The organism is Sphaerimonospora thailandensis (assembly GCF_016863115.1).
GTDB lineage: Bacteria > Actinomycetota > Actinomycetes > Streptosporangiales > Streptosporangiaceae > Sphaerimonospora > Sphaerimonospora cavernae.
The window spans coordinates 228192-248468 of the sequence record NZ_BOOG01000007.1 but is presented as its reverse complement, the minus strand read 5'-3'; the positions used below and the strand labels follow the sequence as shown (position 1 = coordinate 248468).

The 20277-nt window shown below is 69.6% G+C and carries 21 protein-coding genes and 1 tRNA gene; 8 read left to right on the top strand and 14 right to left on the bottom strand.

What is annotated here, in order from left to right; all coding sequences use genetic code 11:
* Positions 1–510 precede the first annotated feature (510 nt).
* The 7 genes from ssb to Mth01_RS03045 all read right to left on the bottom strand — a co-directional run bounded on the left by ssb (position 511) and on the right by Mth01_RS03045 (position 7301).
* Positions 511–1020 carry a single-stranded DNA-binding protein gene (gene ssb / locus Mth01_RS03075; protein ID WP_204010732.1) on the bottom strand — a complete coding sequence of 170 codons (510 nt, stop codon included), beginning with the start codon at positions 1018–1020 and terminating at the stop codon, positions 511–513.
* A gap of 90 nt (positions 1021–1110) precedes the next feature.
* Positions 1111–1293, bottom strand: coding sequence for a hypothetical protein (locus Mth01_RS03070; RefSeq protein ID WP_055483800.1), 183 nt, complete (start codon positions 1291–1293; stop codon positions 1111–1113).
* Positions 1294–1715: 422 nt separating this feature from the next.
* Positions 1716–2873 carry a DUF932 domain-containing protein gene (locus tag Mth01_RS03065; RefSeq protein ID WP_204010730.1) on the bottom strand — a complete coding sequence of 386 codons (1158 nt, stop codon included), beginning with the start codon at positions 2871–2873 and terminating at the stop codon, positions 1716–1718.
* A gap of 107 nt (positions 2874–2980) precedes the next feature.
* Positions 2981–3292, bottom strand: coding sequence for a hypothetical protein (locus Mth01_RS03060; protein ID WP_204010727.1), 312 nt, complete (start codon positions 3290–3292; stop codon positions 2981–2983).
* Positions 3195–4709, bottom strand: coding sequence for a ParB/RepB/Spo0J family partition protein (locus tag Mth01_RS03055; protein ID WP_204010725.1), 1515 nt, complete (start codon positions 4707–4709; stop codon positions 3195–3197). The genes Mth01_RS03060 and Mth01_RS03055 overlap by 98 nt, the downstream gene beginning before the upstream one ends.
* Before the next feature lie 133 nt (positions 4710–4842).
* A complete protein-coding gene (locus Mth01_RS03050) occupies positions 4843–5307 on the bottom strand; it encodes a single-stranded DNA-binding protein (protein ID WP_204010722.1) in 465 nt (154 codons plus the stop codon).
* A 989-nt stretch (positions 5308–6296) separates the two neighbouring features.
* A complete protein-coding gene (locus Mth01_RS03045; RefSeq protein ID WP_204010714.1) occupies positions 6297–7301 on the bottom strand; it encodes a hypothetical protein in 1005 nt (334 codons plus the stop codon).
* Between the two features lie 316 nt (positions 7302–7617).
* Between Mth01_RS03045 and Mth01_RS03040 the strand changes: the two genes are divergently transcribed.
* Positions 7618–8808: a hypothetical protein gene (locus tag Mth01_RS03040; protein ID WP_204010713.1), complete on the top strand. Its 1191-nt coding sequence runs from the start codon at positions 7618–7620 to the stop codon at positions 8806–8808.
* A gap of 346 nt (positions 8809–9154) precedes the next feature.
* Here Mth01_RS03040 and Mth01_RS03035 read toward each other — a convergent pair.
* Positions 9155–9228 (bottom strand) — tRNA-Pro (locus tag Mth01_RS03035).
* Between the two features lie 88 nt (positions 9229–9316).
* Between Mth01_RS03035 and Mth01_RS03030 the strand changes: the two genes are divergently transcribed.
* Positions 9317–9781 carry a hypothetical protein gene (locus tag Mth01_RS03030; protein WP_204010711.1) on the top strand — a complete coding sequence of 155 codons (465 nt, stop codon included), beginning with the start codon at positions 9317–9319 and terminating at the stop codon, positions 9779–9781.
* A 10-nt stretch (positions 9782–9791) separates the two neighbouring features.
* On the opposite strand, the gene Mth01_RS03025 is transcribed toward Mth01_RS03030, so the two are convergent.
* Positions 9792–10124, bottom strand: a complete 333-nt coding sequence (locus tag Mth01_RS03025; RefSeq protein WP_204010709.1) for a DUF6458 family protein — start codon at positions 10122–10124, stop codon at positions 9792–9794.
* 119 nt (positions 10125–10243) lie between these two features.
* On the opposite strand from Mth01_RS03025, the gene Mth01_RS03020 reads away from it, so the two are divergent.
* The 3 genes from Mth01_RS03020 (at position 10244) to Mth01_RS03010 (ending at position 11599) form a co-directional block, all read left to right on the top strand.
* Positions 10244–10831, top strand: coding sequence for a hypothetical protein (locus Mth01_RS03020; protein WP_204010707.1), 588 nt, complete (start codon positions 10244–10246; stop codon positions 10829–10831).
* 104 nt (positions 10832–10935) lie between these two features.
* Positions 10936–11403: a hypothetical protein gene (locus tag Mth01_RS03015; protein WP_204010705.1), complete on the top strand. Its 468-nt coding sequence runs from the start codon at positions 10936–10938 to the stop codon at positions 11401–11403.
* Positions 11404–11407: 4 nt separating this feature from the next.
* The gene (locus tag Mth01_RS03010; RefSeq protein ID WP_239089297.1) at positions 11408–11599 is read left to right on the top strand and encodes a hypothetical protein; all 192 of its coding nucleotides are present in this window, start codon (positions 11408–11410) and stop codon (positions 11597–11599) included.
* Positions 11600–11683: 84 nt separating this feature from the next.
* Here Mth01_RS03010 and Mth01_RS03005 read toward each other — a convergent pair whose 3' ends face one another.
* From Mth01_RS03005 to Mth01_RS02995, 3 genes are all read right to left on the bottom strand, one after another.
* A complete protein-coding gene (locus Mth01_RS03005; protein WP_204010702.1) occupies positions 11684–12982 on the bottom strand; it encodes an NAD(P)/FAD-dependent oxidoreductase in 1299 nt (432 codons plus the stop codon).
* 9 nt (positions 12983–12991) lie between these two features.
* Positions 12992–13414: an ATP-binding protein gene (locus Mth01_RS03000; RefSeq protein WP_204010700.1), complete on the bottom strand. Its 423-nt coding sequence runs from the start codon at positions 13412–13414 to the stop codon at positions 12992–12994.
* A 117-nt stretch (positions 13415–13531) separates the two neighbouring features.
* Positions 13532–14311 carry a SigB/SigF/SigG family RNA polymerase sigma factor gene (locus Mth01_RS02995; protein WP_204010698.1) on the bottom strand — a complete coding sequence of 260 codons (780 nt, stop codon included), beginning with the start codon at positions 14309–14311 and terminating at the stop codon, positions 13532–13534.
* A 231-nt stretch (positions 14312–14542) separates the two neighbouring features.
* Between Mth01_RS02995 and Mth01_RS02990 the strand changes: the two genes are divergently transcribed.
* Entirely contained in the window at positions 14543–14902 is a 360-nt protein-coding gene (locus tag Mth01_RS02990) for an STAS domain-containing protein (protein WP_239089296.1), read from the top strand.
* 18 nt (positions 14903–14920) lie between these two features.
* On the opposite strand, the gene Mth01_RS02985 is transcribed toward Mth01_RS02990, so the two are convergent.
* Positions 14921–15733, bottom strand: a complete 813-nt coding sequence (locus Mth01_RS02985) for a GAF and ANTAR domain-containing protein (protein WP_204010696.1) — start codon at positions 15731–15733, stop codon at positions 14921–14923.
* Positions 15734–15829: 96 nt separating this feature from the next.
* On the opposite strand from Mth01_RS02985, the gene Mth01_RS02980 reads away from it, so the two are divergent.
* Together Mth01_RS02980 and Mth01_RS02975 are read left to right on the top strand one after the other, a co-directional pair.
* The gene (locus tag Mth01_RS02980; protein ID WP_204010693.1) at positions 15830–17758 is read left to right on the top strand and encodes a SpoIIE family protein phosphatase; all 1929 of its coding nucleotides are present in this window, start codon (positions 15830–15832) and stop codon (positions 17756–17758) included.
* A 237-nt stretch (positions 17759–17995) separates the two neighbouring features.
* Positions 17996–19045, top strand: a complete 1050-nt coding sequence (locus Mth01_RS02975; RefSeq protein ID WP_239089295.1) for a glycosyltransferase — start codon at positions 17996–17998, stop codon at positions 19043–19045.
* Here the strand turns inward: Mth01_RS02975 and Mth01_RS02970 are convergent.
* A complete protein-coding gene (locus Mth01_RS02970) occupies positions 19024–20262 on the bottom strand; it encodes a PucR family transcriptional regulator (RefSeq protein ID WP_204010692.1) in 1239 nt (412 codons plus the stop codon). The two genes, Mth01_RS02975 and Mth01_RS02970, sit on opposite strands and share 22 nt — an antisense overlap.
* Between the last annotated feature and the right edge of the window lie 15 nt (positions 20263–20277).

Below are 20277 nucleotides of genomic sequence, written 5' to 3'. Positions count from 1 at the left end.
CAGAGAGCTGTCGGTCGCACAACCCCCTGCGGTGCCCGCACCTCGAATGGTTTCCGTGCGTCGATCGGGTTGTCGTTATGCCACACGGCCTTGTAAGCCACGCGGTCCACCCTGCCGTCGCAAATCTTGATCACCGACCGGTCGGCCGGCACGCTCACACGAGCATCACCATAGGCGTCGTTCCAGTCAGATGTTCCCGCCGACGCCGATCCGGCCGTCCCGAGAAGGAGCGTCGTGGCGAGTAGCGCGACAGTCGTTCCCGCTCTCGATCTCATGCTTACCCTTGATCGTTTCACGCTTGGCTACTCTACGTATTCACCTCAACACTTCAAGCATTGATGAGGCTGTGTCGCACAGTTCGCGATAGGGCGAGCTAGACCCCGCGGACGATGTACGCAACGAGAAAGTGGAGATCCGGGGCTCTCACCGCCATCGGGCCTGCCTCTGGATCGAACAGCTCGGAGGTGTACAGCAAGTCGTGCTGCCTGCATGCACATGCTCGCAGGGATTTCACGCCGCGAGATCAGAAGGGTTACCCGGAAAGCCGCCAGCCGGTGCCGCAGGAGCCAACCACGCGGGGACCGGTGACGGTGAAGCAGGCGCGACCGCCCACGGATCGGTTACCGGGGCGGCTGTGCTATCCGTCTGGACACCACCCGGAACCTTGGTGACCTTGGCGATGGCCCACTTCAGCGACGGACCGACGTCCTCGACATCGACCTCGACGGACGTGCGCCAGATGCCTTCCTTGTCTTCGTACCCGTGCTGTCGCAGCCGTCCGGTGACCACCACGCGCGACCCCTTGGTCAGCGACTCAGCGATGTTCTCGGCCAGCTGCCGAAACGCCGAACACCGCAGGAACAACGTGTCACTGTCGAGCCAGCGGTCCGTGGCCTTGTCATACACCCGGCGAGACGCCGCGACGGTGAAGTTCACCACCGCCACGCCCTGCCGGCTGAAGAACAGACGGGGGTCGGCGGTGAGGTTGCCGACGATGGTGATGGCGGTCTCGTTGGCCATGGGATTCCTCCAGTAGATCGTGATATGTCGAATAAGGATCGGAAAGGGCGACGCGGAGGCGTGGGCCCCCGCGTCGCACGCGTGCAGTTCCTAGACCTGGCGGCCGGCCACGACCGCCAGGCGGTGGGCCTCGACGGCCTCGGTGATGCAGCCCAGGCAGATCCACGTCCGGCCGGAACAGCGGAACATCTGCTCCAGCTGGGCGGTCTCGCCGCAGCGGCCGCAGGCGGTGAGGTCGGTCGAGTAGAGGGGGAGGTCGAGGATGAGGGTCATGTCCTGCTCCTTCGCTGGGACTCCTGCCGGGCGTCCGTGGCGTGTTCTGGTGAGGGAGGGGACGCAGGCGGAAGGGAGAGAGGGCAACCGGGCGGCCCCGTACGGGCACGATGTTTTGCCGCGGTGAGTTCGATATACGGGTGGCGGATGGAGCCGACTCCAGACGGCAAAAGATCATGCACGTGCGGGGCGAGCGGAGCGAGAGCCTGGTTGCGTGAACGACCGTGCCTGCGAGACTGACCGGCCAGAACACGCAGCAGGGGGCTTCACCGATGCGCAGCAGGACATGCCCCTCACCTGCGGGATCCGGCCGCGAAACGTCCGAACTCGTCGTATCCGCGCTGGGTTCGGAACAGGACAGAGGATCGCGCGGGCCCCTCGCCTCTGGGGGAGCCCGCGCGGGGTCTGCGAAAGGGCGCCGATCAGGTGCCGGTGGCGGCCAAGTGCAGGGCGCGCAGTGCCTGGCCTTCCATGTCGTGGGCGGTGTCGGCGTCGTCGATGGTCTGGGCGACGCTGGTGACGGCGTGCATCACGCCGCCGGCGGTCAGATCACCGCCGCGGATGAAGTGGCGCAGGATGTCGCGCTGCTGCTCCTCGGTGAATCGCAACTTGGTGGCGACCGTCTGGATGGTCTTCTCCGGGTCGGCGAGCTCGGCACCGGCGACCTCGGTCAGCTCGCGGATCTTGGCCTTGACGTAGTCGATGTCCAGGAAGGTGGTGATGGCATCCCGGGTCTTGGCCGTGATCAGGGCCAGGTTCTTGTCCTGGGTGTCGCCGCTCCAGCGGATGATGCCGCCGTCAGTCTCGCCGCCGTCGAGGCGGCCGCCGAGGTGGACGTGGCGGTGGGCGTCGGCGTTGATGGTCAGGCCGTTGTTGCAGACCTGTACCAGCAGCCGCGGGGTGACGGTGAACGCCCCACAGCCGGTCTCGCTGTTACTGATCACGAATCCGGCGAAGACCAGCGGGTTGTCAGCACCGGAGGCGCCGGTGAACGGGCTGCGGTAGTCGGCCAGCAGTTCGGGGGCCAGGGCGGCGACCTGCTCGCACACCACGCGGACGTACATGCGCCGTTCGGTCAGATCGCAGCCGTCGATGCGGACGTCGACTCCGGCGAGCCGTACCCCGTCCAGGGCGGCCATGAGGACGTCCAGGTTGTCGATGAGCTTGTAGCGGTCCGACAGGAACGCCCGGGCCACATCGGCCCCGTCGCCGGTGCCGCGCAGCGCGCGTACGAGGAAGCGGCGGTCGTCGGTCTCCAGCCAGCCGTTGACGTTCGCCTCGTACAGGCCGGGCCGCTGCTCGCGCAGCCTCCGCAGGTAGGCGGGCGGGATGCCGAGCTTGTCGGCCAGGCCCTGGTCGCAGATCTCGGTCGGCAGGTACAGGCCACTGCTGTCGGTGACACCTGCATCCGACAGCACCGGCGGGGTGCCGATCAGCTGCAGGTGCGTGCCGACGGCGCGGATCTGCGCGGCGCCGACTGGAACGTCGACCTTGCGGGCGTGCTGGTCGCGCAGCAGCGCGTGCAGGTCGCCCAGGTCGGCGTTGCGGGTGGTGAGCGGAACGGGAGAGACGATGGTCATCTGCGGTCCTTCCGGGTGGTAAGCGGAGGGCCCGGCCTCGTGGTGAGGCCGGGCCCGTGGGGCGTGGTGCGGGCGCGCGGCACGCGCGCCCTGAAGGAGGGGCTGGGTCAGGCCGCCGCCGAGTACGGCGTGCCGTCGTCAGCGTCGGCGTCGGCGTCGCGGTCGGTTTCGGGGTCCACCCAGGCGTCGACGTCCGTCGCGGGCGCGCCACTCGGCTGCGCCGCAGCGGGGTTCTGCGGCCAGCTGTCGACGTCGGCGGCCTCGGCCGACGGGTCGGGTTCCGGCTTCTCGCCGGCGGAGGTGCCGCCGTTGGTCTCCGCCTCATCCGGGTGCTGCGACCGGTCGTTGACGTCCGTGTCGTCGGCCGACGGGTCGGACTCCAGTCCCTCGCCCGTGGGTGCGTCGCCACGGTACGGCACACCGTCGATAATCGCCTGCTCGATCGGCGTGGGTAGGTAGCCGAGCTCGGCCAGCAGAGACAGGTACGCGGCCGCGTCGGCGCGGCTGACCGGGCAGGAGCGGTCCTGCCGCCAGGTGTATCTGGCTGTGTCCGGGACGGTCATCTGGTGCTCGTACGCCACGGCGATCGGTGCCAGGGCCAGCAGCGGCAGCCGTCCCGGCCGGACGGTGGCGGCATTCTCCACGCGGAAGTTTCCGGTGAGTGTGGCCCACAGTGGGCTGTGCCGGGCAGCGGTGAGCTTGTCCCGCAGCGGGGCGGGCATCTCCACCAGCTGCCGGGCGACCCAGGCCAGGACCGGCCTTGGCGCGGGCGGTGGTGCGGGCCAGCAGGGCGGCCACCCATTCCTGGCGTACGACGGCACTGGCCTTCCACGCCCGGTTGCCCTCGATGACGAGCCTGCGCTCGAGATCCTCACCCTTGGCCGGTTCGGCCGTGCCAGTCACCACAGGTGAGGCCGGTACGGCGTGGCCGTGCTGGTCCGGGGTGGTGCAGTAGGCCACCGGAGTGGTCTTGTCGAAGGAACGGAAGTACACCCCGTGCCCACCGCAGGTGGCGTGCGTCTCAGGGTCGAAGCCGTCGACGGCGTCGGCCAGGCGGGCGAGCGTGAGCGCGCCCGGCGGAAGCTGCTCGGTGACGGTAATGCCGGACTCTTCCAGCTCGGCCCGCAGCCGAGCGTGCTCGGCGGCCTCGGCCCGTTCGGTGCGGACGCGCTCGACCACGTAGCGGACCTTGCCACCCCAGCGGAGCCGCTCGTGGATCTCCGCGAGGCCCTCTTCGTCGCCGTCGAACTCGGCCAGCAGCGCCAGGTCCTCCAGCGTCCACTCATAATCCATTTGGCGAGCGCCCTGCTGGGTGGTCGCCGACAGGCCGCCGACAGTGAGGGCCTCGGCGATCTGCTGACGACTGCGGCCGGTGACCTTCTGGAGGCGGGTACGGCTCGCGCCAGCATGGTGTGCCTCGAACAGCGCCTGGGCCTGCTCGAAGGCGGTCAGCCCGTGGCGGTAGTCGTCGTCGTTCTCCACCACCATGTCGATGAACAGGCCGGCACGGTCACCGGCCTTGGCCAGGTCGATCAGGCACAGCAGGTCGGGCAACTGCGTGCTGCGGGCGGCGGCAAGCCGACGGTTACCCTTGGTCACCCAGAACCGGTAGCCCTCCTCCCCCTCGGCCCGCTCGTGGTCGGCCGGGATCGGGATGACGTGCACCGGCACCTGCTGCTCAGCGGCCAGAGACTGGCAGAAGGCCTCCGTCAGCGCGAAGTCGGAGCGGACGTTGCCGGGGTGGTGGTCGAGGAACTTCAGCGGGATCCGGACCAGGCGCAGACCCTCGGCCTCACGCAGGTCGGTCTCCCACTCGGCAACGGTGGTCGTGGACATACGGACTCCTTTCAAAAAAGCAGTACGGGATGAAGATGGGCGGGTAGTGCCGTCCAGGTCGGGAGGGGTCACCCATGGACGTGAACCCCGTTCGGGCGGCCCGGTGGTCGCGGGCCGCCCGAGCGAGGGGAGGTCAGCCGGCGAAGGAAGCAGGGGCGGGTTCCTCGGCGACGACCGCGGGGGCGCCCTGGGCCAGGCGGCGGGGTGAGGCGTCAACCGGCCAGCCTGCGGTGCCCTCGTGCACCGGGCTGTAGCGGGAGGCCAGCCCGAGATTGGCCGCGATCACCTTCACCGTGGCGCGGACGGTCGGCTTGCCCTCGCGGCCCTTCGTCTCGTAGGTACGCGGGATCAGGTCGCAGCCCTGCGCCATGATCAGCTGGCCCTTGCGGTACGACTCCTGGGCTCGGATCGCCGCGACGCCGTAGACGACGACCTCCACCTGGCGGGTGGGGATGTAGGTCGAGCCATCGCGGCGCGGGGTGGGAGGCCCGTTGACCTCCAGCACCGCCGACCACATGGCCGGCGCCTCGTGGTCGGGCGGGAAGAATCGCGGGTCGTAGGCGATCCTGCCGGTGAGGCTGATGTGGATGTCGAGCACGGGTCCTCCCCCTTCGCTGTGGCCTGCCGCCACACGGGTTTCTTGCGTCTTGACCGGGGGGGAGCTGTTTCGGCGGCTGCCCCGTCCCGGCGAAAAGGCAGACGGAGCGACGGCGTGACCGGCCCCGCAACCCGGGTGCTGGTGGCCGTTGAAGATGTTTTGCGCCAGCAAAAGATCTTCAACGGCCACCACTCGCCCACCACAACCCGCAACCGAGCGCGGGCGAGAACCCGGGTTGCGGGGACGGGCTAAGCCGGCGCATAGTCAGCCGCCGGGACGGGGTGCCGCCATACGGTGACCACGGCAACGACGCAGAACGCCTGGCAAAGACCGAGGCTCAGGAGGGCTACGACCTCGACCTGGTCATCCACGCAGACCAAATCGAGCTAGTGCGCACCGCGCTGAGCGACGCGGGCTCTATACGGTGCTGCGAGATTGACTTCCCACGGCCATGGCACTCGCTGATCCCGTGGGCCGCGAGGCCGATCTACACCCCGCCACGCTGAGTCTCCGCCGGTTCGGGCCGTCCCCGCGCACCACCGCGTGGCCGACGTTGGCACCGCCGGCCACGGCCCACACGTTCACCGGGTGTCCACACTCCAGAGGGAAGCCCTGTCTCGGAGCGTGTTCGCGGAACGTCTGCTGCGGGTATCCGCAGGCGGCCTGGTCACGAGAAGATGCGGCCCATGACCTCGGCTCCATGGAGGAGGACAGGGCGGATCTGCATGTGGTAGACCGCTTCGGTGTCAGCTGTCCCGCTGTGACCGACGAGACGGGCGATGTCCTCCTGAGGAACACCGGAGTCAAAGAGCAGGGAGACGAAGCTGTGCCGCATCTACGCATCGGCCCTGCTCCCAGAACGGATCGTTGTGCTCGTTCGTGGCCTTCAGTGCCCTGGCTAACCTTGCTCTGACGTTCTCCGCGCCGTCTACTCTAGGCACGCTCGTTCCGGACGACCATCGGTCTCTGCAGTTCACGCCGGTCGCAGTTCAGGGGGTGCTGGCTGCGATGCGGTACCAGCCGGGTGCGGCGGCCTGCATGCTTCCGCCCGGGGTCCAGGACCGCACCTGGGAGCGGGTCAGCCTCCCCGGGTGGCTGCCTCCACCGCCGAAGCCTCTGTATACGTCCTTGCCGGTGTTCTCGATCCAGATGAGCGACTTCTGCTGGGCGGTGAGCCACCGTTCGAGCCACTCTGCGTCGAGGAGCAGTTCGTTCTGGCCAGCGTTGACCGTGTGCCGAACGGTCCCGACGAGCTGGCCCGTGTCGTCGGTCCAGCCGTTGCGCCCGTTCCAGTGGAGCTCGCCGGGGGCGGGTCCGAAGACGACCGCCCACCACTCGTCGTCGGAGCAGAGCGCTGCGATGGACCTGGCGGCGGGCACCTCAACGTTCAACTCGGGCATGTACCGGGGCCGGGCGGCGTCGATCGCCTCCTGCAGCCGATCTTTCCACCACTGGGCAGGGAGGACGTCGGCGTCGAACCAGTACCGGCGCTGGATGCCGGTGGTGTCAAGGCGTTCGAGACGGGTGACGATGTTCGTCGCCCACTCGAACTCAAACTCCACCGTCATGCCGCGCGTGGTGGCCATGGATCTCCAGCCCTCGAGCCAGCCTCCCGGGTCATTGATCTTCTCCAGGAGCGACTTGCCGCGGCCTCCGGTGCGGCCGGTCGGGTCAGCAGGGATGGCAATCGTGTACTTGGTCAGGTTCGGATGCTGGTCCAGTGCGGCCTCGACGGACTTGTCGAGCTGGGCCTTGTCGACATCGGCGTGGGTGGTCCAGTACTTGGCCTGCCACCCGTGCTTGGTACCGTCGGGCAGCGTCCAGTAACACTCGACGCCGCCGTCGCCTCCGGCTCCATGCAGTGAGACGAACTTGGCGTCGGCCGTGGGTGGCTCCTGTGCAACCTGTTGGCAGATGAACTGCTCGTACCCGTCGCGTTGCCCGCCAGGGCCGAGTGACCGAATCCGCGTGAATTCGATATCGGGGATGTTCACGGGGTGTCCTTCGGGATGCTGCGGTCGGGTCGCCGGGGTCTGGGAGAAACGCTACCGGTCCGCCTCGAAACTCGCGGCCGGGCGCTGGCACGACTCGGACCCCTCTACGGTGGCCGTGGCATGACGTCGAGCGCACTCCTATGACAGCGATCGCGAACCTGGACGCAAGAGCTGCGCACAGATCTCTCGGACGTTGCATTTCGGGTCGAACTGATCACGATCGTGGTCGGCGCGGCCCTGGTTAGGGTTCGCAAGTCCTTCGCCGCGCGGTAATCTGCCTTGCCCCGGAGCCGGTGGACCGGGTGTGATGATCGGCATGAACATCTTCTCGGCGTTCGAGCGAACAGACCCGTCCCGGAGGCACGGGGAAAGCCACTCCCAGTTCATCGACCGTGTGGCAGGCCCCTTCTGGGATCAGGTCCGGGACCTGATCGAAGACTGGTTTTCTCGGCTCTGCTCGGACGCCCAAGCAGACGTCAGGGGACGGCTGCGTTCCAGGGACGACCGGCAGTCCAAGGGGGCCTTCTTCGAGTTGTACCTGCACGAGTGTCTTCTCCGGATGGGCTACACCGTGACTTGCCACCCGGAAGTCGACGCGACCAGTCGCCGCCCGGACTTCCTGGCAGAGAAGGACGGCAGCGTGGTCTACGTCGAAGCTCGATCAGCGTCGTCCAGCGACGTCGCGGTGGGCGCGGCCGCGAGGGTCAACACTGTGTACGAGTCGCTCGACAAGACCAACAGCCCGAACTTCTTCCTGTGGATCGACGTGGAGAGGCAGGGGGACGGCCCGCTCCGGGCTCGCCCGCTGCGCTCCACACTGGAGAAGTGGCTAAGAGAGCTGAACCCGGACGCCTACAGGGACCGCGGGAACGGCCGCCACGACTTCCCTGGCATGCCCTACGAGGCGGACGGGTGGCGGATCCAGTTCCACGCGCTCCCGAAGTCGCCCGAGGCCCGCGGAAAGGAGGGCGTGAGACCGCTTGGGATCTTCGGTGGCGGGCGGGCCTTCTTGGTGCAGGATAAGGAGGGGATCAAGAACGCGCTGAACGACAAGGGCTCCGCATACGGGCCGCTTGGTGCTCCGTACGTCGTCGCGGTGGCGTCGAGCAGCATCACCACCGATGACTACGACGTGAAGAACGCCCTGTACGGCACCGAGGCCCTGCTGATCGGCACTGGCCCTGGCGGCGAGACCCACTCGGACGCCCTCGTCCGCAATCCCGACGGTTACTGGTACAAGGGCGACCATTGGGGCCACCGCCACGTGTCGGCGGTGCTCGTCGTCAAGAACCTGCACCCCGCCTTCGTGGGCACCCAGCAGCACACCATTTGGGAGCACCCCGACCCTGAGTGGTCCGTGCCCCCGCTCCCGATGTGGCGGCGATCGACGGTCGACGCCCATGGCGCAATGCATTTCGTCGATCCTGCGCGCACGCCGACGGAGTGGTTCGGCCTTACGGACCCATGGCCGATCGGGGAGCCCTTCCCGAGAGAGGGCCGATCCTAGAAAAGCCAGGCTCGCGCCCCAGCCCGTGCCGACGTGGGCGACCGGCGTAAGCCTGCGGCGTCCTGGCCCCGCGCTTGTCTACGACCCCGACACCCAGCACCTGGTCCTGCAGATCAAGCAGCGCCGCACCCCTTTACGTTGTAGATCTACAGGTCCGGCACCTTCTGTTTGAACATCTCGGCTCTCGCGGGGCATGAGAGGGGTGGAGTAGGCGGCAAGCTGCGAGAACGACCGACATTGGGGTGTCAGCAACTGACGGATCATCCGAGCAACGAATGAGCAACGAGAAGCAGAAAAGCCGTGATCACTCTCTTGTGATCACGGCCTCTGACCTGCTAAAACTCTGTCGGGACGGCGGGATTTGAACCCACGACCCCTTGACCCCCAGTCAAGTGCGCTGCCAAACTGCGCTACGTCCCGTCGCCCGGCTGGCCGGGCTTCCATAACCTTAGCGCAGTTTCCGGCCGGGTGCGTACATCACGATCCCCTCCGGCCCTAAGCTTCGATCATGGGAAGGAAACCGCGGATCGATCAAGAGGAGCTCGCCCGGTTGGCGGCCGAGGGCTGGTCGAATGCCCGGCTGGCGGCGCATTTCGGCGTCACGGAGTCCGGCATCCTTCAGGCGAAGCGGGCGACGGGCCTGTCCAAGCCGATGACCGATCACAGCCGGGCGCTGCCCTGGACGCTCCGCCGGGAACACAGTCAGAGCGGGCCGGCCACGAACCTGCGCAACCTGTCCGCGGCCACCCAGGGCCGTACGGTCCCCAAGGACAAGCTCAACACGGCTCTCCGCTGGGCGAACCGGCTCGTCGGCAACGGTCTCGACATCACCTACGACCCCGAACACGGCTTCCTGGAGGTGCCCGCCGAGGGGTCCTCTCACATCGGGCGAGTGCTGGCGGAGGCCCGGGCCGTTCTCGGCGAGGCCCCGGGGGAAAGGCCACGGGGGGCGGACACCTCAGGACAGGGGTGAAGCCCGGCGGTCAGTTGCCCTCCCGGCGGACAGGTGTGGTGTCCTCCCGGATGTGGACGTGGCGCCGACCAGGGTCTACTGAGGTGTGCGGCTGGTTCTCGTGCACGTGGATGTGCTGCTCGGCGGCCGGATCGACCGTGTACACCTCCGGCTCGATGGCTTCAACCGTCTCCTCGGCCTGCGGGCGGCGGGTGTAAAGGCTGGTCAGCAGCGCTCCGACGACACCCACCCCCATCAGGATCCAGCCGATCATCTGTAAGTCGATCCCGGGGACGTCCCACTTCACCGCGAAGGCGAGAACGGCGCCGATCGCGATGAAGGCGAGACTGGCTCCGAATCCCATGGCTACCTCCTCTGCTGGTAAAGCCCCTCTACCCGTGAATCCGCCGACTACGCGACGCGTGAAGGGCGCCTTCGAGGGCAGTCGCCGGAAACAGCAACCACCCATTCAGGGAGGCAGACATGAGCGCCGGAACATGGGCGGGAGTCGTCTTGGTCGTGGTGCTGGCTCTGGTCGTGGTCGGCTATGCCCTGACGGCCTGGAGTCGCCGCCGCCGCCTGCGGGACCGGTTCGGGCCCGAATACGAACGGACGGTACGGCACAGCGACAGCCGCAGGGAGGCCGAACAGGAGTTGGTCTCCCGCGAGGAGCGCCACGCCAGGCTGCGCATTCGCCCGCTCGACCCGGAGACGAGAGATTCCTACGCGAGGAAGTGGGCCGAGGTCCAGGAGCAGTTCGTCGACGCGCCGGGTTTCGCCGTCGCCGAGGCCGGCACCCTTGTCGCCGCCGTCATGGCCGAGCGCGGATATCCCACCGAGGAGTTCGAGCAGCGGCTGAGCGACCTGTCCGTCGCCCACGCCGCCACTCTCGACCATTACCGCAAGGCACACGACATCAGCGGACGGGCCGCCCGGCAGGACGCCACCACCGAGGAACTGCGCCAGGCGATGGTCCATTACCGCGAGCTCTTCCGGGAGCTCCTCGGTGATGACGCCGAAAGCCGCGCGGACGGCGCACGCTCCCGGGGCGTGAAGGGAGCCGACCGTTGACTCCGAACGACGCGGCGAGGACGGCCCGGGGCTCGAAGGACAACGCCCGGCCCTCACAAGACGACATCCGACCCTCGACAGACGAATGGAATACGACGGACGCCATGGACGAGACCACACGGACACGCACGCCCGGCGCGACCCGCATCCAGCAGGCGACCCATCCGCAGAAGGCGCCCAGTGAGCCTCGCCCCAGTGAGCCTCGCACGAACGGCGCCCGGGATGCGGACGAGGCGGCGCTCAACAAGGACACCGCACTCGCCAAGGACACCGCGCCCGCCAAGGACACCGATGTCACCGCCACGACCACAGTCACGGACAGGACCAACGGCGCCAGCGACGGTGATGGGTTCGAGACGCACTGGCGGGAGATCAAGGCCGGGTTCGTGGACGATCCACGCCAATCGGTCGAGCAGGCGGACGCCCTCGTGGACGAGGCGCTGAAGCGAATCACGACCCGCCGCCGCGCCCTGCTCGATCACTGGAAGAACGGCGACGAGCGCGACACGGAGACGCTGCGACGCGCTCTTCGCGACTATCACACGCTGCTGCTCCAGTTAACCGGAAAGTGAGGTGATGGCCGTGCTCGCCATCGCGGCGGCGGTGGTCTTCGGGATCGCCTTTCTCCTCGACCTTCTCGACGCGAGCATCGGCATCGGCATGACGGCGTTGATCGCCCTCGGCCTGTGCCTGCTCGCCCTGCACCAGGCCGGCGTCGGCGCCGCCGGTGTGAACTCCGCCGGGTGGCGCCGGCGCGCCCGCCGCTGAGCCCTCCCCCTGCCCCCTCCCTCTCCTGACATACCGAGATCGCCCCCTCGAACAGGAGGGGGCGATCGGTGCGTGGGAGCGCCGTCACATTCGTGCGGCCAGGGTGAACTCCTCGCGAGGATTCTGTACGGCCCCCAGCGAAACGATCTCCCTCGGGAAGAACAGGCCGAGGGTCCAGTCCGCCAGGATGCGGGACTTCTTGTTGAGCGTGGGCATCCGCGTCAGGTGATAGGTCCGGTGCATGAACCACGCCGGATACCCCCGCACCTCCCGGCCGTAGACCTGAGCCACGCCCTTGTAGAGCCCGAGGCTGGCCACCGACCCGGCGGACTGGTGGCGGTACGGCTTCAGCTCTCTTCCCCGCAGCGTGGCCAGCAGATTGCCGGCGAGGCGGCGGGCCTGCCGTACGGCATGCTGGGCGTTGGGCGGGCACAGCTGCCCGGGGCGGGTGAGGTCGGGCACGGCGGCGGCGTCCCCGCCCGTGAACGCGAAGTCGGTGCCCTCGATCCGCAGGAACGGGGTGGCCCTGACCCGGCCCTTCTCGTCGAGCGGCAGGTCGCCCGCGCGGACGATGGGGTTCGGCTTCACCCCGGCGGTCCACACCAGCGTGTCGGTGTCGAACTCGTCGCCGTCGTCGAGCACGATGTGGCAGCCCTCCGCCGACTTCAGCAGCGTGCCCATCTTGACCTCGACGCCGCGCTCGCTCAGCTGCCGGGCGGTCCATCGGCCCATGTCCGGCCCGACCTCCGGCAGGATGCGGTCGGTGGCCTCGACGAGGATCCAGCGCATGTCGTCGCGGTGGATCCCGCGGAAGTATCTGGAGGCGTGGGCGGCCATGTCCTCCAGTTCGGCGAGCGCCTCGACGCCGGCGAAGCCGCCGCCGACGAAGACGAAGGTCAGCGCCCGTCGCCGGATGTCGTCGTCGGTCGTCGAGGCGGCCACGTCCATCCGGCCGAGCACGTGGTTGCGCAGATGGATGGCCTCCTCCACGGTCTTGAACCCGATGCCGCTCTCGGCGAGGCCGGGGATCGGCAGCAGGCGGGACACCGAGCCGGGCGCGAGGACCAGGTAGTCGTAGTCGAGGGTCAGGTCCGGCCCCTCGTGCGGCTTGACCTCCGCCTTCCGGTCGGCCAGCCGCACCGAGGTGACCCGTCCGCTGAGGATCTCGCAGGACCGGAGAACCCGCCGGAGCGGGACCACGACATGCCGGGCCTCGATGCTCCCCGCCGCCGCCTCGGGCAGGAACGGCTGGTACGTCATGTAGGAGTCGTTGTCGGCGACGGTGATCTGGGCCTCGCCGCGGTGAAGCCGTCGCTGCAGGCGGAGTGCTGTGTACATGCCGACGTATCCGCCGCCGACTATCAGAATCCGTGGGACTGCCATGCCGGTCCCCTACCCGGCGCGGACCGGGAAACGCATCGTGACGGTCGTCCCGCCTGACCCCGTCTCAACCGCTATGTCCCTGCTGAGCCGGCGGGCCACCCACAGGCCCATGCCGCTGGTCGCGTTCTCGGGCGGCGGCGTCTCCCCCGGGGCTCCCTCCGGACGCCAGTTCCGGCCCTCGTCGTGCACGCCGACGACCAGGTCCTCCCCGTCCCGCCAGACGCTCAGCCGCGCCTTGGTGGAGCCGTGGGTCACCGCGTTGGTCGCCACCTCGTTGACCGCCAGCAGGAACTCGCCGACGGCGCCGTCGGGCATCCCGCCACGGCGTGCCTCGCCAGCGGCGAACTCCCGCACGTCGGGCAGGTCGGCCAGGGAGAAACCGCGCTCCCTGGCCGACCCGGTGACGTGCGCCGGGGCGCCGTCATCCCGCACCCGTCACGCGCCTTCCGCTGGACATCGCGCGACCCGGCCGACCGTACGACACATGGTGGAACTCATCTGGGGCTCATCCGTGGCTCATCTGGGACTCATCTGGGGGTCGCCCCGAACTCATCCCGCGACGAGTTCCGTACGGAGCAGGTCCAGGGTCTTGCGGAGGATCCGCGAAACGTGCATCTGGGAGATGTCGAACTCCGCGGCGATCTCGGCCTGGGTCAGGTTGCCGTAGAAGCGCAGCAGGAGGATGTTCTTCTCCCGCTGGGGGAGGTGGTCGATGAGCGGCTTGACGGCCTCCCGGTCCACCAGGATGTCCAGGGCGTCGTCCTCGTCGGGGATCACGTCCCCCAGCGCCGCCGCGTCGTCGTCGGCGCCGATCGGCGCGTCCAGGGAGAGCGTGCTGTACGCCGCGGAGGCGTCCATGGTGAGCAGCATGTCCTCTTCTGAGATGTTCATCCTCTTGGCGAGCTCGGCGACCGTGGGGAAGCGGCCCAGTTCCTGGGTCATCTCCGCGACCAGCCGGTTGAGCTCGGCCCGCCGCTCCTGGTAGAGACGGGGCACCCGGACGGCCCAGGTGCGGTCGCGGAAGTGCCGCTTGACCTCACCGGTCATGGTCACCATCGCGTAGCCGCGGAACGCGTGCCCGAGCTCCGGGTCGAATCCGTTGATGGCCTTCATCAGGCCGACGTAGGCCGCCTGGAGGAGGTCTTCCATGGGCTCGCCGCGGTGCAGGTAACGCCGGGCGACGTCCCTGGCCATCGGAAGGTGCATTTCCACGATCGTCTCGCGGAGCCGATCCCGCCGCTCGGCGGGGAGACCCTCCCGCGCCAACTCGGTCAGCAGTTCCTCGGCGGTCGGAGTGTCGAAGCTCGTCGCTTGGCCCTCGGCAGGCATCTGGCAGATCCCCTCGTTGTCTTCACGCGAGGGCGACGCCCGTCTGGGATGGACCACCTGGCGCATCCGCACAGAGATCGATCCATGCAGAAGGCGCGCCTCGCTACAGTGTCGAGACAAGGCCCTCTGCTGGACCTCAGGATGACTATATTGCCGCAAATCTCGGAATATCACCACTCGGTATCACTGACGTGCGGACACCAGTAATCTTCTCCGCAGAGGAGGCGCGAGGTGTCTAACAACGGGCTGCTGTCCCTGAGCTCCACCATGGCCGGCGGCATTGTGGTGATCCACATCAACGGCGTTCTCGACGCCACGACGCGCGAGCAGTTCTCGGACTTCCTGGACGCGGCGGCGGACGACCACGGCCCGGACATGATCCTTGACCTGGGCGGAGTCACGTTCATGGACTCCCGGGCGCTGGGGCTGATCGTCCATCACTGGCAGCGGTCGACCGGCGACGGCGGCGACTTCGCGCTGGTCTCGGTGCAGTACCCCAACTCCAAGGTGATGTGGGTGACCGGGCTGTCGGAACGGCTGCCGCTCTTCGACACCCTCGGCGAGGCGCTCGCCGCCTTCGCCGCCTCCTGATCACCCTCAGGTTGACGATCAGGTTGGGCGCCGGTGGTCCGGATCACCCTGTCCCCGCCGCCCGCCGTCTCCCTGACCGCCGTCTCCCTGACCGCCGCCTAGCCGGGTGGCCGTTCCGGTGACCACCGATCGCCGGCCCCGTTCGGAGACCAGCGTCCGGGCCAGGTCGGCCACCTTCACCTGGTGATGCTGGGAGACCTTCCTGAGCTCCTCGAACGCCTCCTCGGCCGAGCAGCCGCTCGTCGACATCAAAATGCCCTTGGCCTGGTCGATGACGGAGCGCCCTTCCATGGCCTCCTGCATCTGGGCCGCGCCGGTCAGGACGTCGTCGAACTGCCACACGTTGGCCAGCGCCACGGTCACCTGCTCTCTGAGCAGGGCCGTGAGCGAGCCCTCTCCGGTGAAGGCCGCGGGGCTGAAGACCCCGGCGCGCACGCCGTACAGGCCGATGACGACTATGCCGTCGTCCACCTCGATCGGCAGCACGAACACCGAGCGCACGCCGTGCCGTACGGCGGTCGCGCAGTAGCCGGGCCAGCGGGACTCGTGCACGACGTCGGCCACCAGGACAGGCGTACCGGAGGCCAGTGCCTCCCGTGAAGGTCCCTCACGCAGCTCGCGCTCGCGGTCGATCAGCGCGGTGAGCTCGCTGTGCGACGCGGCGAGCAGCACGGGCCCGTCCGCCCACAGCTCGGCGGTGCCGCCGGCGCAACCCGGGACGCCGCGCGCCATGGCCTCGCTGATGCCGCGCAGAACGCTCTCGCATGAGGCCCCCTCGGTCACCCTGCCGAGCGCGGTCAGGTCACGCACGAGGATGGACGTCGTCTCCATGATAGAAAGACCATTCCCCTCGGTTCCGGATTAATCCAGGCTGGAACGATTAGACCCGGTCCCGGGCGTAGCGTCTAGGTGACGCAAGGAGGTCGCTTGCCCGCCAATGCCGAACTCGAGCGCGCCCTGAGTGGTCTCGCCGACCGCATCGCCGTCCTGCGGGACGATTTCCGGCCCGACGCGGCCCTGCGAGAGCTGGAGACCGCCGAGGACCTGCTCCGCGACGCCCTCGCCGAGCTGGGGCGCGCCCGCAGGCGCCGGGACGGCGGCGCCCTGCGTGAGCACAAGCTGCTGCGCCAGGTCTTCCGCTCGCTGCCGATACCCGTGATCATCGTGGACACCGGCGGCACGGTGCGGCGCATCAACAACGAGACCACCCGCCTGCTGGGGAGCCCGGCCGGCTACCTCATCGGCCGTGCCTTCCCGCTGCTGATCGACGTGGCCGGCCGGGCCGCGTTCCGTGCGCACTTCACCACCCTCCTGCGGGGCGAGGAGACCTCGTCGTTCCAGACCCGGCTGGCCCATCAGGGCCGGGCCCATGTCGTACGGCTCGTGCTCAGCAGGCTGCGGATGCCGGGCGAGCCCCAGGAGATGATCGCGGCGGTCGTGCTGCCGGCCCAGCCGCCACCGACCCAGCCGCCACCGACCGGAACGCCGCGGACTGAGAGGCGGGTGTCCGAGGCCCCCGGACCGGTCTGCGACGAGTGGACGAGTCCAGCGGGCTCCCCGCCGGATCTGATGGCGGCGGCCCGCCGGCACGAACTGCTGTCCCGGTTCACCCGGCTGCTGCTCGACGAGGAGAGCCTGCGCGAGCCGGTGGCCCTGCTGCGCGCGGCGCGCCTGCTCGCGGCCGAGACGGCCGACTGGGTGATCGCGGACGTGATCAGGAACGGCGACCCGTACGGCGCCACCGTCAATCGGGCCGCCGTCAATCAGGCCGCCGTCGATCGGGCCGACATCCAGCGGGTGATCGTCGTCGGCCCGGGCGACCAGCCGTTCGGCCGCCTCCAGCGGATGATCGAGGAGACGTCCCCGGCCGAGGCGCCCATGATCGAGCAGGTCCTGGCGACGCGGAGCGGGATCGTGCACGAGATGCTGGCGGACGACTCGCTCCTCGGCGGGAACGTGCTGAGCGGCATGCGGGCCGGGTCGCTGCTGAGCGTGCCGATCCGCACCGACGACGAGGTTCACGGCGTGCTCACGCTGGTGCGGCAGCGCGACCGGCGGCCGTTCGGCCTGGCCGACCTCGGCCTGCTCGAGGAGATCGGCATGCACCTCGGCCTGGCCATGCGGGCCCAGCGGGGCTTCCAGCGCCGCGCCCAGGCGGCCGACACCCTCCAGACCGGCGTGCTCCCCCGCACGCTGCCGGAGATCCCCGGCTTCGAGAGCGCCGCGTTCTATCACCCGGGCTCGGGGCTGCGCGCGATCGGCGGCGAGTTCTACGACGTGTTCCGGGTCAAGAACGGCTGGGGTTTCGTCATCGGCAGTGCGGCGGGCCGGGGTGAGGAGGCCGCGGCGGTGACCGCCATGGTGCGCAACGGGCTGCGGGTGCTGAGCGTCTGGGAGGACGACCCGGGGCAGGCCATGCGCAAGGTCAACGACGCTCTCGTCGTGCAGCGGACCGGTCTGTTCGTGATGGCCGCCGCCGGTTTCGTCCGCGGCCGCAAGGTGCGCCTCGCCTCCGCGGGGCACCATCCGGCGGCGCTGCTCCAGCCCGGCGGCGGGATCCGCTTCACCGAGGGCGGCGGCGTCCCCCTCGGATTCGAGGAGGGGTCGGTGCCCGCCACCGACGAGCTGGTGATGCCGACGGGTGAGACGCTGCTGCTCTACTCCGACGGCCTGGTGGGCGCGCAGAGCGCGGACGGGGAGAACTACGGCGAGGCGCGCCTGACCGAGCTGCTCGCCCGGTGCATGGGCCAGCCGCCCGGGGCGGTGGTGAAGGCCATCGAGGAGGACCACCGGGCCTTCTGCGGCAGCCACGCCACCGACGAGATCACCGTGCTGGCGCTGCGCAGGTCCAGATGAGGACCGACCCGGGCCTCCCGCCGGTCCGCCCGATCTGCGAACATGGTGTAATCCGCCGCCGCCGGTCATGGGGGGCACGCCGAGGGAGAACGGGGGAGCGCGACACCCGTCGGCGGGCGCGCACAAAGTTTTTCTCGATTAGGCGTTTAGCGAGGATCAGAGTACGGTAATCAGGCACCTATCGTGCCTAAGACGCAGGCACACCTTCTAAACGCCTTCCTGCCGTTGAGGTGTGCCATGGATATCGCCATCGTCTCCGCTCACGAGCTGACACCCGACACTCCCGCGATCGCCCGCGAGCTCGCTCGCGGCCACCGGGTCATCATGTACACCCGGTGCGGGGCCCAGGGCACCGCGATCGAGCACGTCCCGGCCGGACCCGACGTGGAGCTGTCAGAAAGCGACCTGCTCCCCTACATCCCGGACTTCAGCGCCGGGCTGCGGCAGCGGTGGCGGAAGCACCGCCCGGACATCATCCACGCCTACTCCTGGACCAGCGGCCTGGCCGCCATCGCCGGGTCGGAAGGCCTGGGCGTGCCGGTCACCCAGACCTTCCACGCCCATCCCGACGACCACAGGCCGGCTCCGGTACGCCGCCTGGAGTGCGCGATCGGCCGCCGGGCCAGGGCCGTGATCGCCGCCTGCGCCGACGAGGAGTCCGAGCTGATCCGGATGGGGGTTCCGCGCCGCAACATCTCCGTCGTGCCGCAGGGGATCGACGTGGAGCGCTTCCACCGCCAGGGCCCCGCCTGCCCGCGCGGCGACCGGCCCCGGCTGCTGCACGTGGGACACGCGGGCGCGGCCAGCGCGGTGGCCGCGCTGGTGGCGGTCCCCGACGCCGAGCTGGTCATCGCGGGGGGCGACGAGCCCGGCGTCGAGCGGCTGCGCGCACTGGCCGCCGACCACGGCCTGGCCGACCGGGTGGAGGCGCTCGGCACGGTCCCGCACGACTCGATGCCCAAGCTCATGCGCAGCGCGGACCTGGTGCTGTCGCTGTCCCCGTCCGTGCCCAACGGCACGGCGGCGCTGGAGGCGATGGCCTGCGGCGTCCCCGTGATCGCCTCGGCGGCCGGCGCCCATCTGGACGCGGTGGTGGACGGCGTGACCGGTTTCCTGGCCCGGCCCGACCGGCCTCTGGAGGTGGCCCAGCGGATCCGCAGGCTGCTGGGCGACGCCACGTTGCGCACGGCCATCGGGTACGCCGCGGCGGACCGCGCGCGCTCCCGCTACTCGCTCGAGCGCATCAGCATGGAGCTGCTGCGGGTCTACGAGAAGACCTGCGCCTGACTGGACTGCGCCTGGCCGGGATGGGGCTGACCGGACTGTGCCTGCCCGGACTGTGCCTGCCCGGACTGTGCCTGCCCGGACTGCGCCTGCCTGGGATGGGGCGGCCGGACCAGCGCGGCCGCCTTGAGGGACAGGTGGAGGAGCAGCCGGTTCTCCCCATCCGCGAGGTCGAGTCCGGTGAGCTCCTCGGCCTTGCCCAGCCGGTAATAGAGCGTCTGGCGATGCACGCCGAGGGCGGCCGCGGTCTCCTGTACGTGCCCGCCGTGGTCCAGGTACGTCTCGACCGTGCGGGCCAGCTCGCGCGACGCGGACGCCGCCAGTGCGGCGCTCTCCGCGGCCAGGTCTGCGAGCTCCCGGTGGGACAGCCGGACCAGCAGGCGGTAGACGCCCAGCTCCGGCCAGCTCGCCACCGGGGCATGCCGAGCCACATGCTCGGCCACCCGCAGCGCGAACAGCGCCTCCCGCCAGCTCTCCCACGCCTCCTCCGGATCGTCGCGGGGACCCCCCATGCCGACCACGCCACCGACCACGCCACCGACCACGCCGCCGACCACGCCACCGGCCGCCTCGCCGTACGCCGCGTGCAGCCTCTGGGCGACCTCCCGCGCCTGCGCGGCGGGGGCCAGCACGGCGAGCAGCCGCTCGTCCGGTCCCTCCCCCGGCGCCCCGTCCATACCCGGGTCGGCCGGCACGCCGCGCGGGAGAGGCGGCGGGTCGCCCGCCCACTCCGGCGGCGTCCGTACGGCCAGCGCCGCCACCGGGCCCTCGATCTCGACCCCGGCGGCGGCCCGGGTGGCGGGGTCGGCGGAGAAGAAGTCCCGCAGCCGGACATGCCGCCCGCGGGCCTCCCGGGCCAGCAGCATCGCCGCCCGGGCCACCAGGGGCGCCACGGCGGCCAGCCGCTCGTCGGTCAGCATCGGATAGTCGAGCAGCCACAGGTAGCCGTAGTTCACCCCGCGGTGGCGCAGCGGGACGCACACCCGGCCGAGCAGGCCGGGCAGACCGGGGATGCGCACCGGGCCGGTCGCGGCGGCGATGCCGTACCCCTCGAAATGGGCGCGCACCTCGGCGGAGGCGCGCCGGCGCAGGATCGACTCCTGCCGGACCCGGTCGATGTCTCCGCTCTGCTCGCCGTACGCGAGCAGCTTGAACGACCGGTCCTCCATCGTGACCGAGGCGTCCAGCAGCCGCGCGATCTCATCGGCGATCTCCTGCATGTGCTCCATTGTTGT

Bases quoted from the DNA above. Each gene is read 5' to 3' on its own strand.
- Mth01_RS02970 (WP_204010692.1), bottom strand. From the start codon at position 20,262: ATGCAGGAGATCGCCGATGAGATCGCGCGGCTGCTGGACGCCTCGGTC.
- ssb (WP_204010732.1), bottom strand. From the start codon at position 1,020: ATGGCCAACGAGACCGCCATCACCATCGTCGGCAACCTCACCGCCGAC.
- Mth01_RS03015 (WP_204010705.1), top strand. From the start codon at position 10,936: ATGGACGAGACCACACGGACACGCACGCCCGGCGCGACCCGCATCCAG.
- Mth01_RS03040 (WP_204010713.1), top strand. From the start codon at position 7,618: ATGAACATCTTCTCGGCGTTCGAGCGAACAGACCCGTCCCGGAGGCAC.
- Mth01_RS03055 (WP_204010725.1), bottom strand. From the start codon at position 4,709: ATGTCCACGACCACCGTTGCCGAGTGGGAGACCGACCTGCGTGAGGCC.
- Mth01_RS03065 (WP_204010730.1), bottom strand. From the start codon at position 2,873: ATGACCATCGTCTCTCCCGTTCCGCTCACCACCCGCAACGCCGACCTG.
- Mth01_RS02975 (WP_239089295.1), top strand. From the start codon at position 17,996: ATGGATATCGCCATCGTCTCCGCTCACGAGCTGACACCCGACACTCCC.
- Mth01_RS02985 (WP_204010696.1), bottom strand. From the start codon at position 15,733: ATGGAGACGACGTCCATCCTCGTGCGTGACCTGACCGCGCTCGGCAGG.
- Mth01_RS03010 (WP_239089297.1), top strand. From the start codon at position 11,408: ATGGCCGTGCTCGCCATCGCGGCGGCGGTGGTCTTCGGGATCGCCTTT.
- Mth01_RS02995 (WP_204010698.1), bottom strand. From the start codon at position 14,311: ATGCCTGCCGAGGGCCAAGCGACGAGCTTCGACACTCCGACCGCCGAG.
- Mth01_RS03025 (WP_204010709.1), bottom strand. From the start codon at position 10,124: ATGGGATTCGGAGCCAGTCTCGCCTTCATCGCGATCGGCGCCGTTCTC.
- Mth01_RS03030 (WP_204010711.1), top strand. From the start codon at position 9,317: ATGGGAAGGAAACCGCGGATCGATCAAGAGGAGCTCGCCCGGTTGGCG.
- Mth01_RS03070 (WP_055483800.1), bottom strand. From the start codon at position 1,293: ATGACCCTCATCCTCGACCTCCCCCTCTACTCGACCGACCTCACCGCC.
- Mth01_RS03005 (WP_204010702.1), bottom strand. From the start codon at position 12,982: ATGGCAGTCCCACGGATTCTGATAGTCGGCGGCGGATACGTCGGCATG.
- Mth01_RS03020 (WP_204010707.1), top strand. From the start codon at position 10,244: ATGAGCGCCGGAACATGGGCGGGAGTCGTCTTGGTCGTGGTGCTGGCT.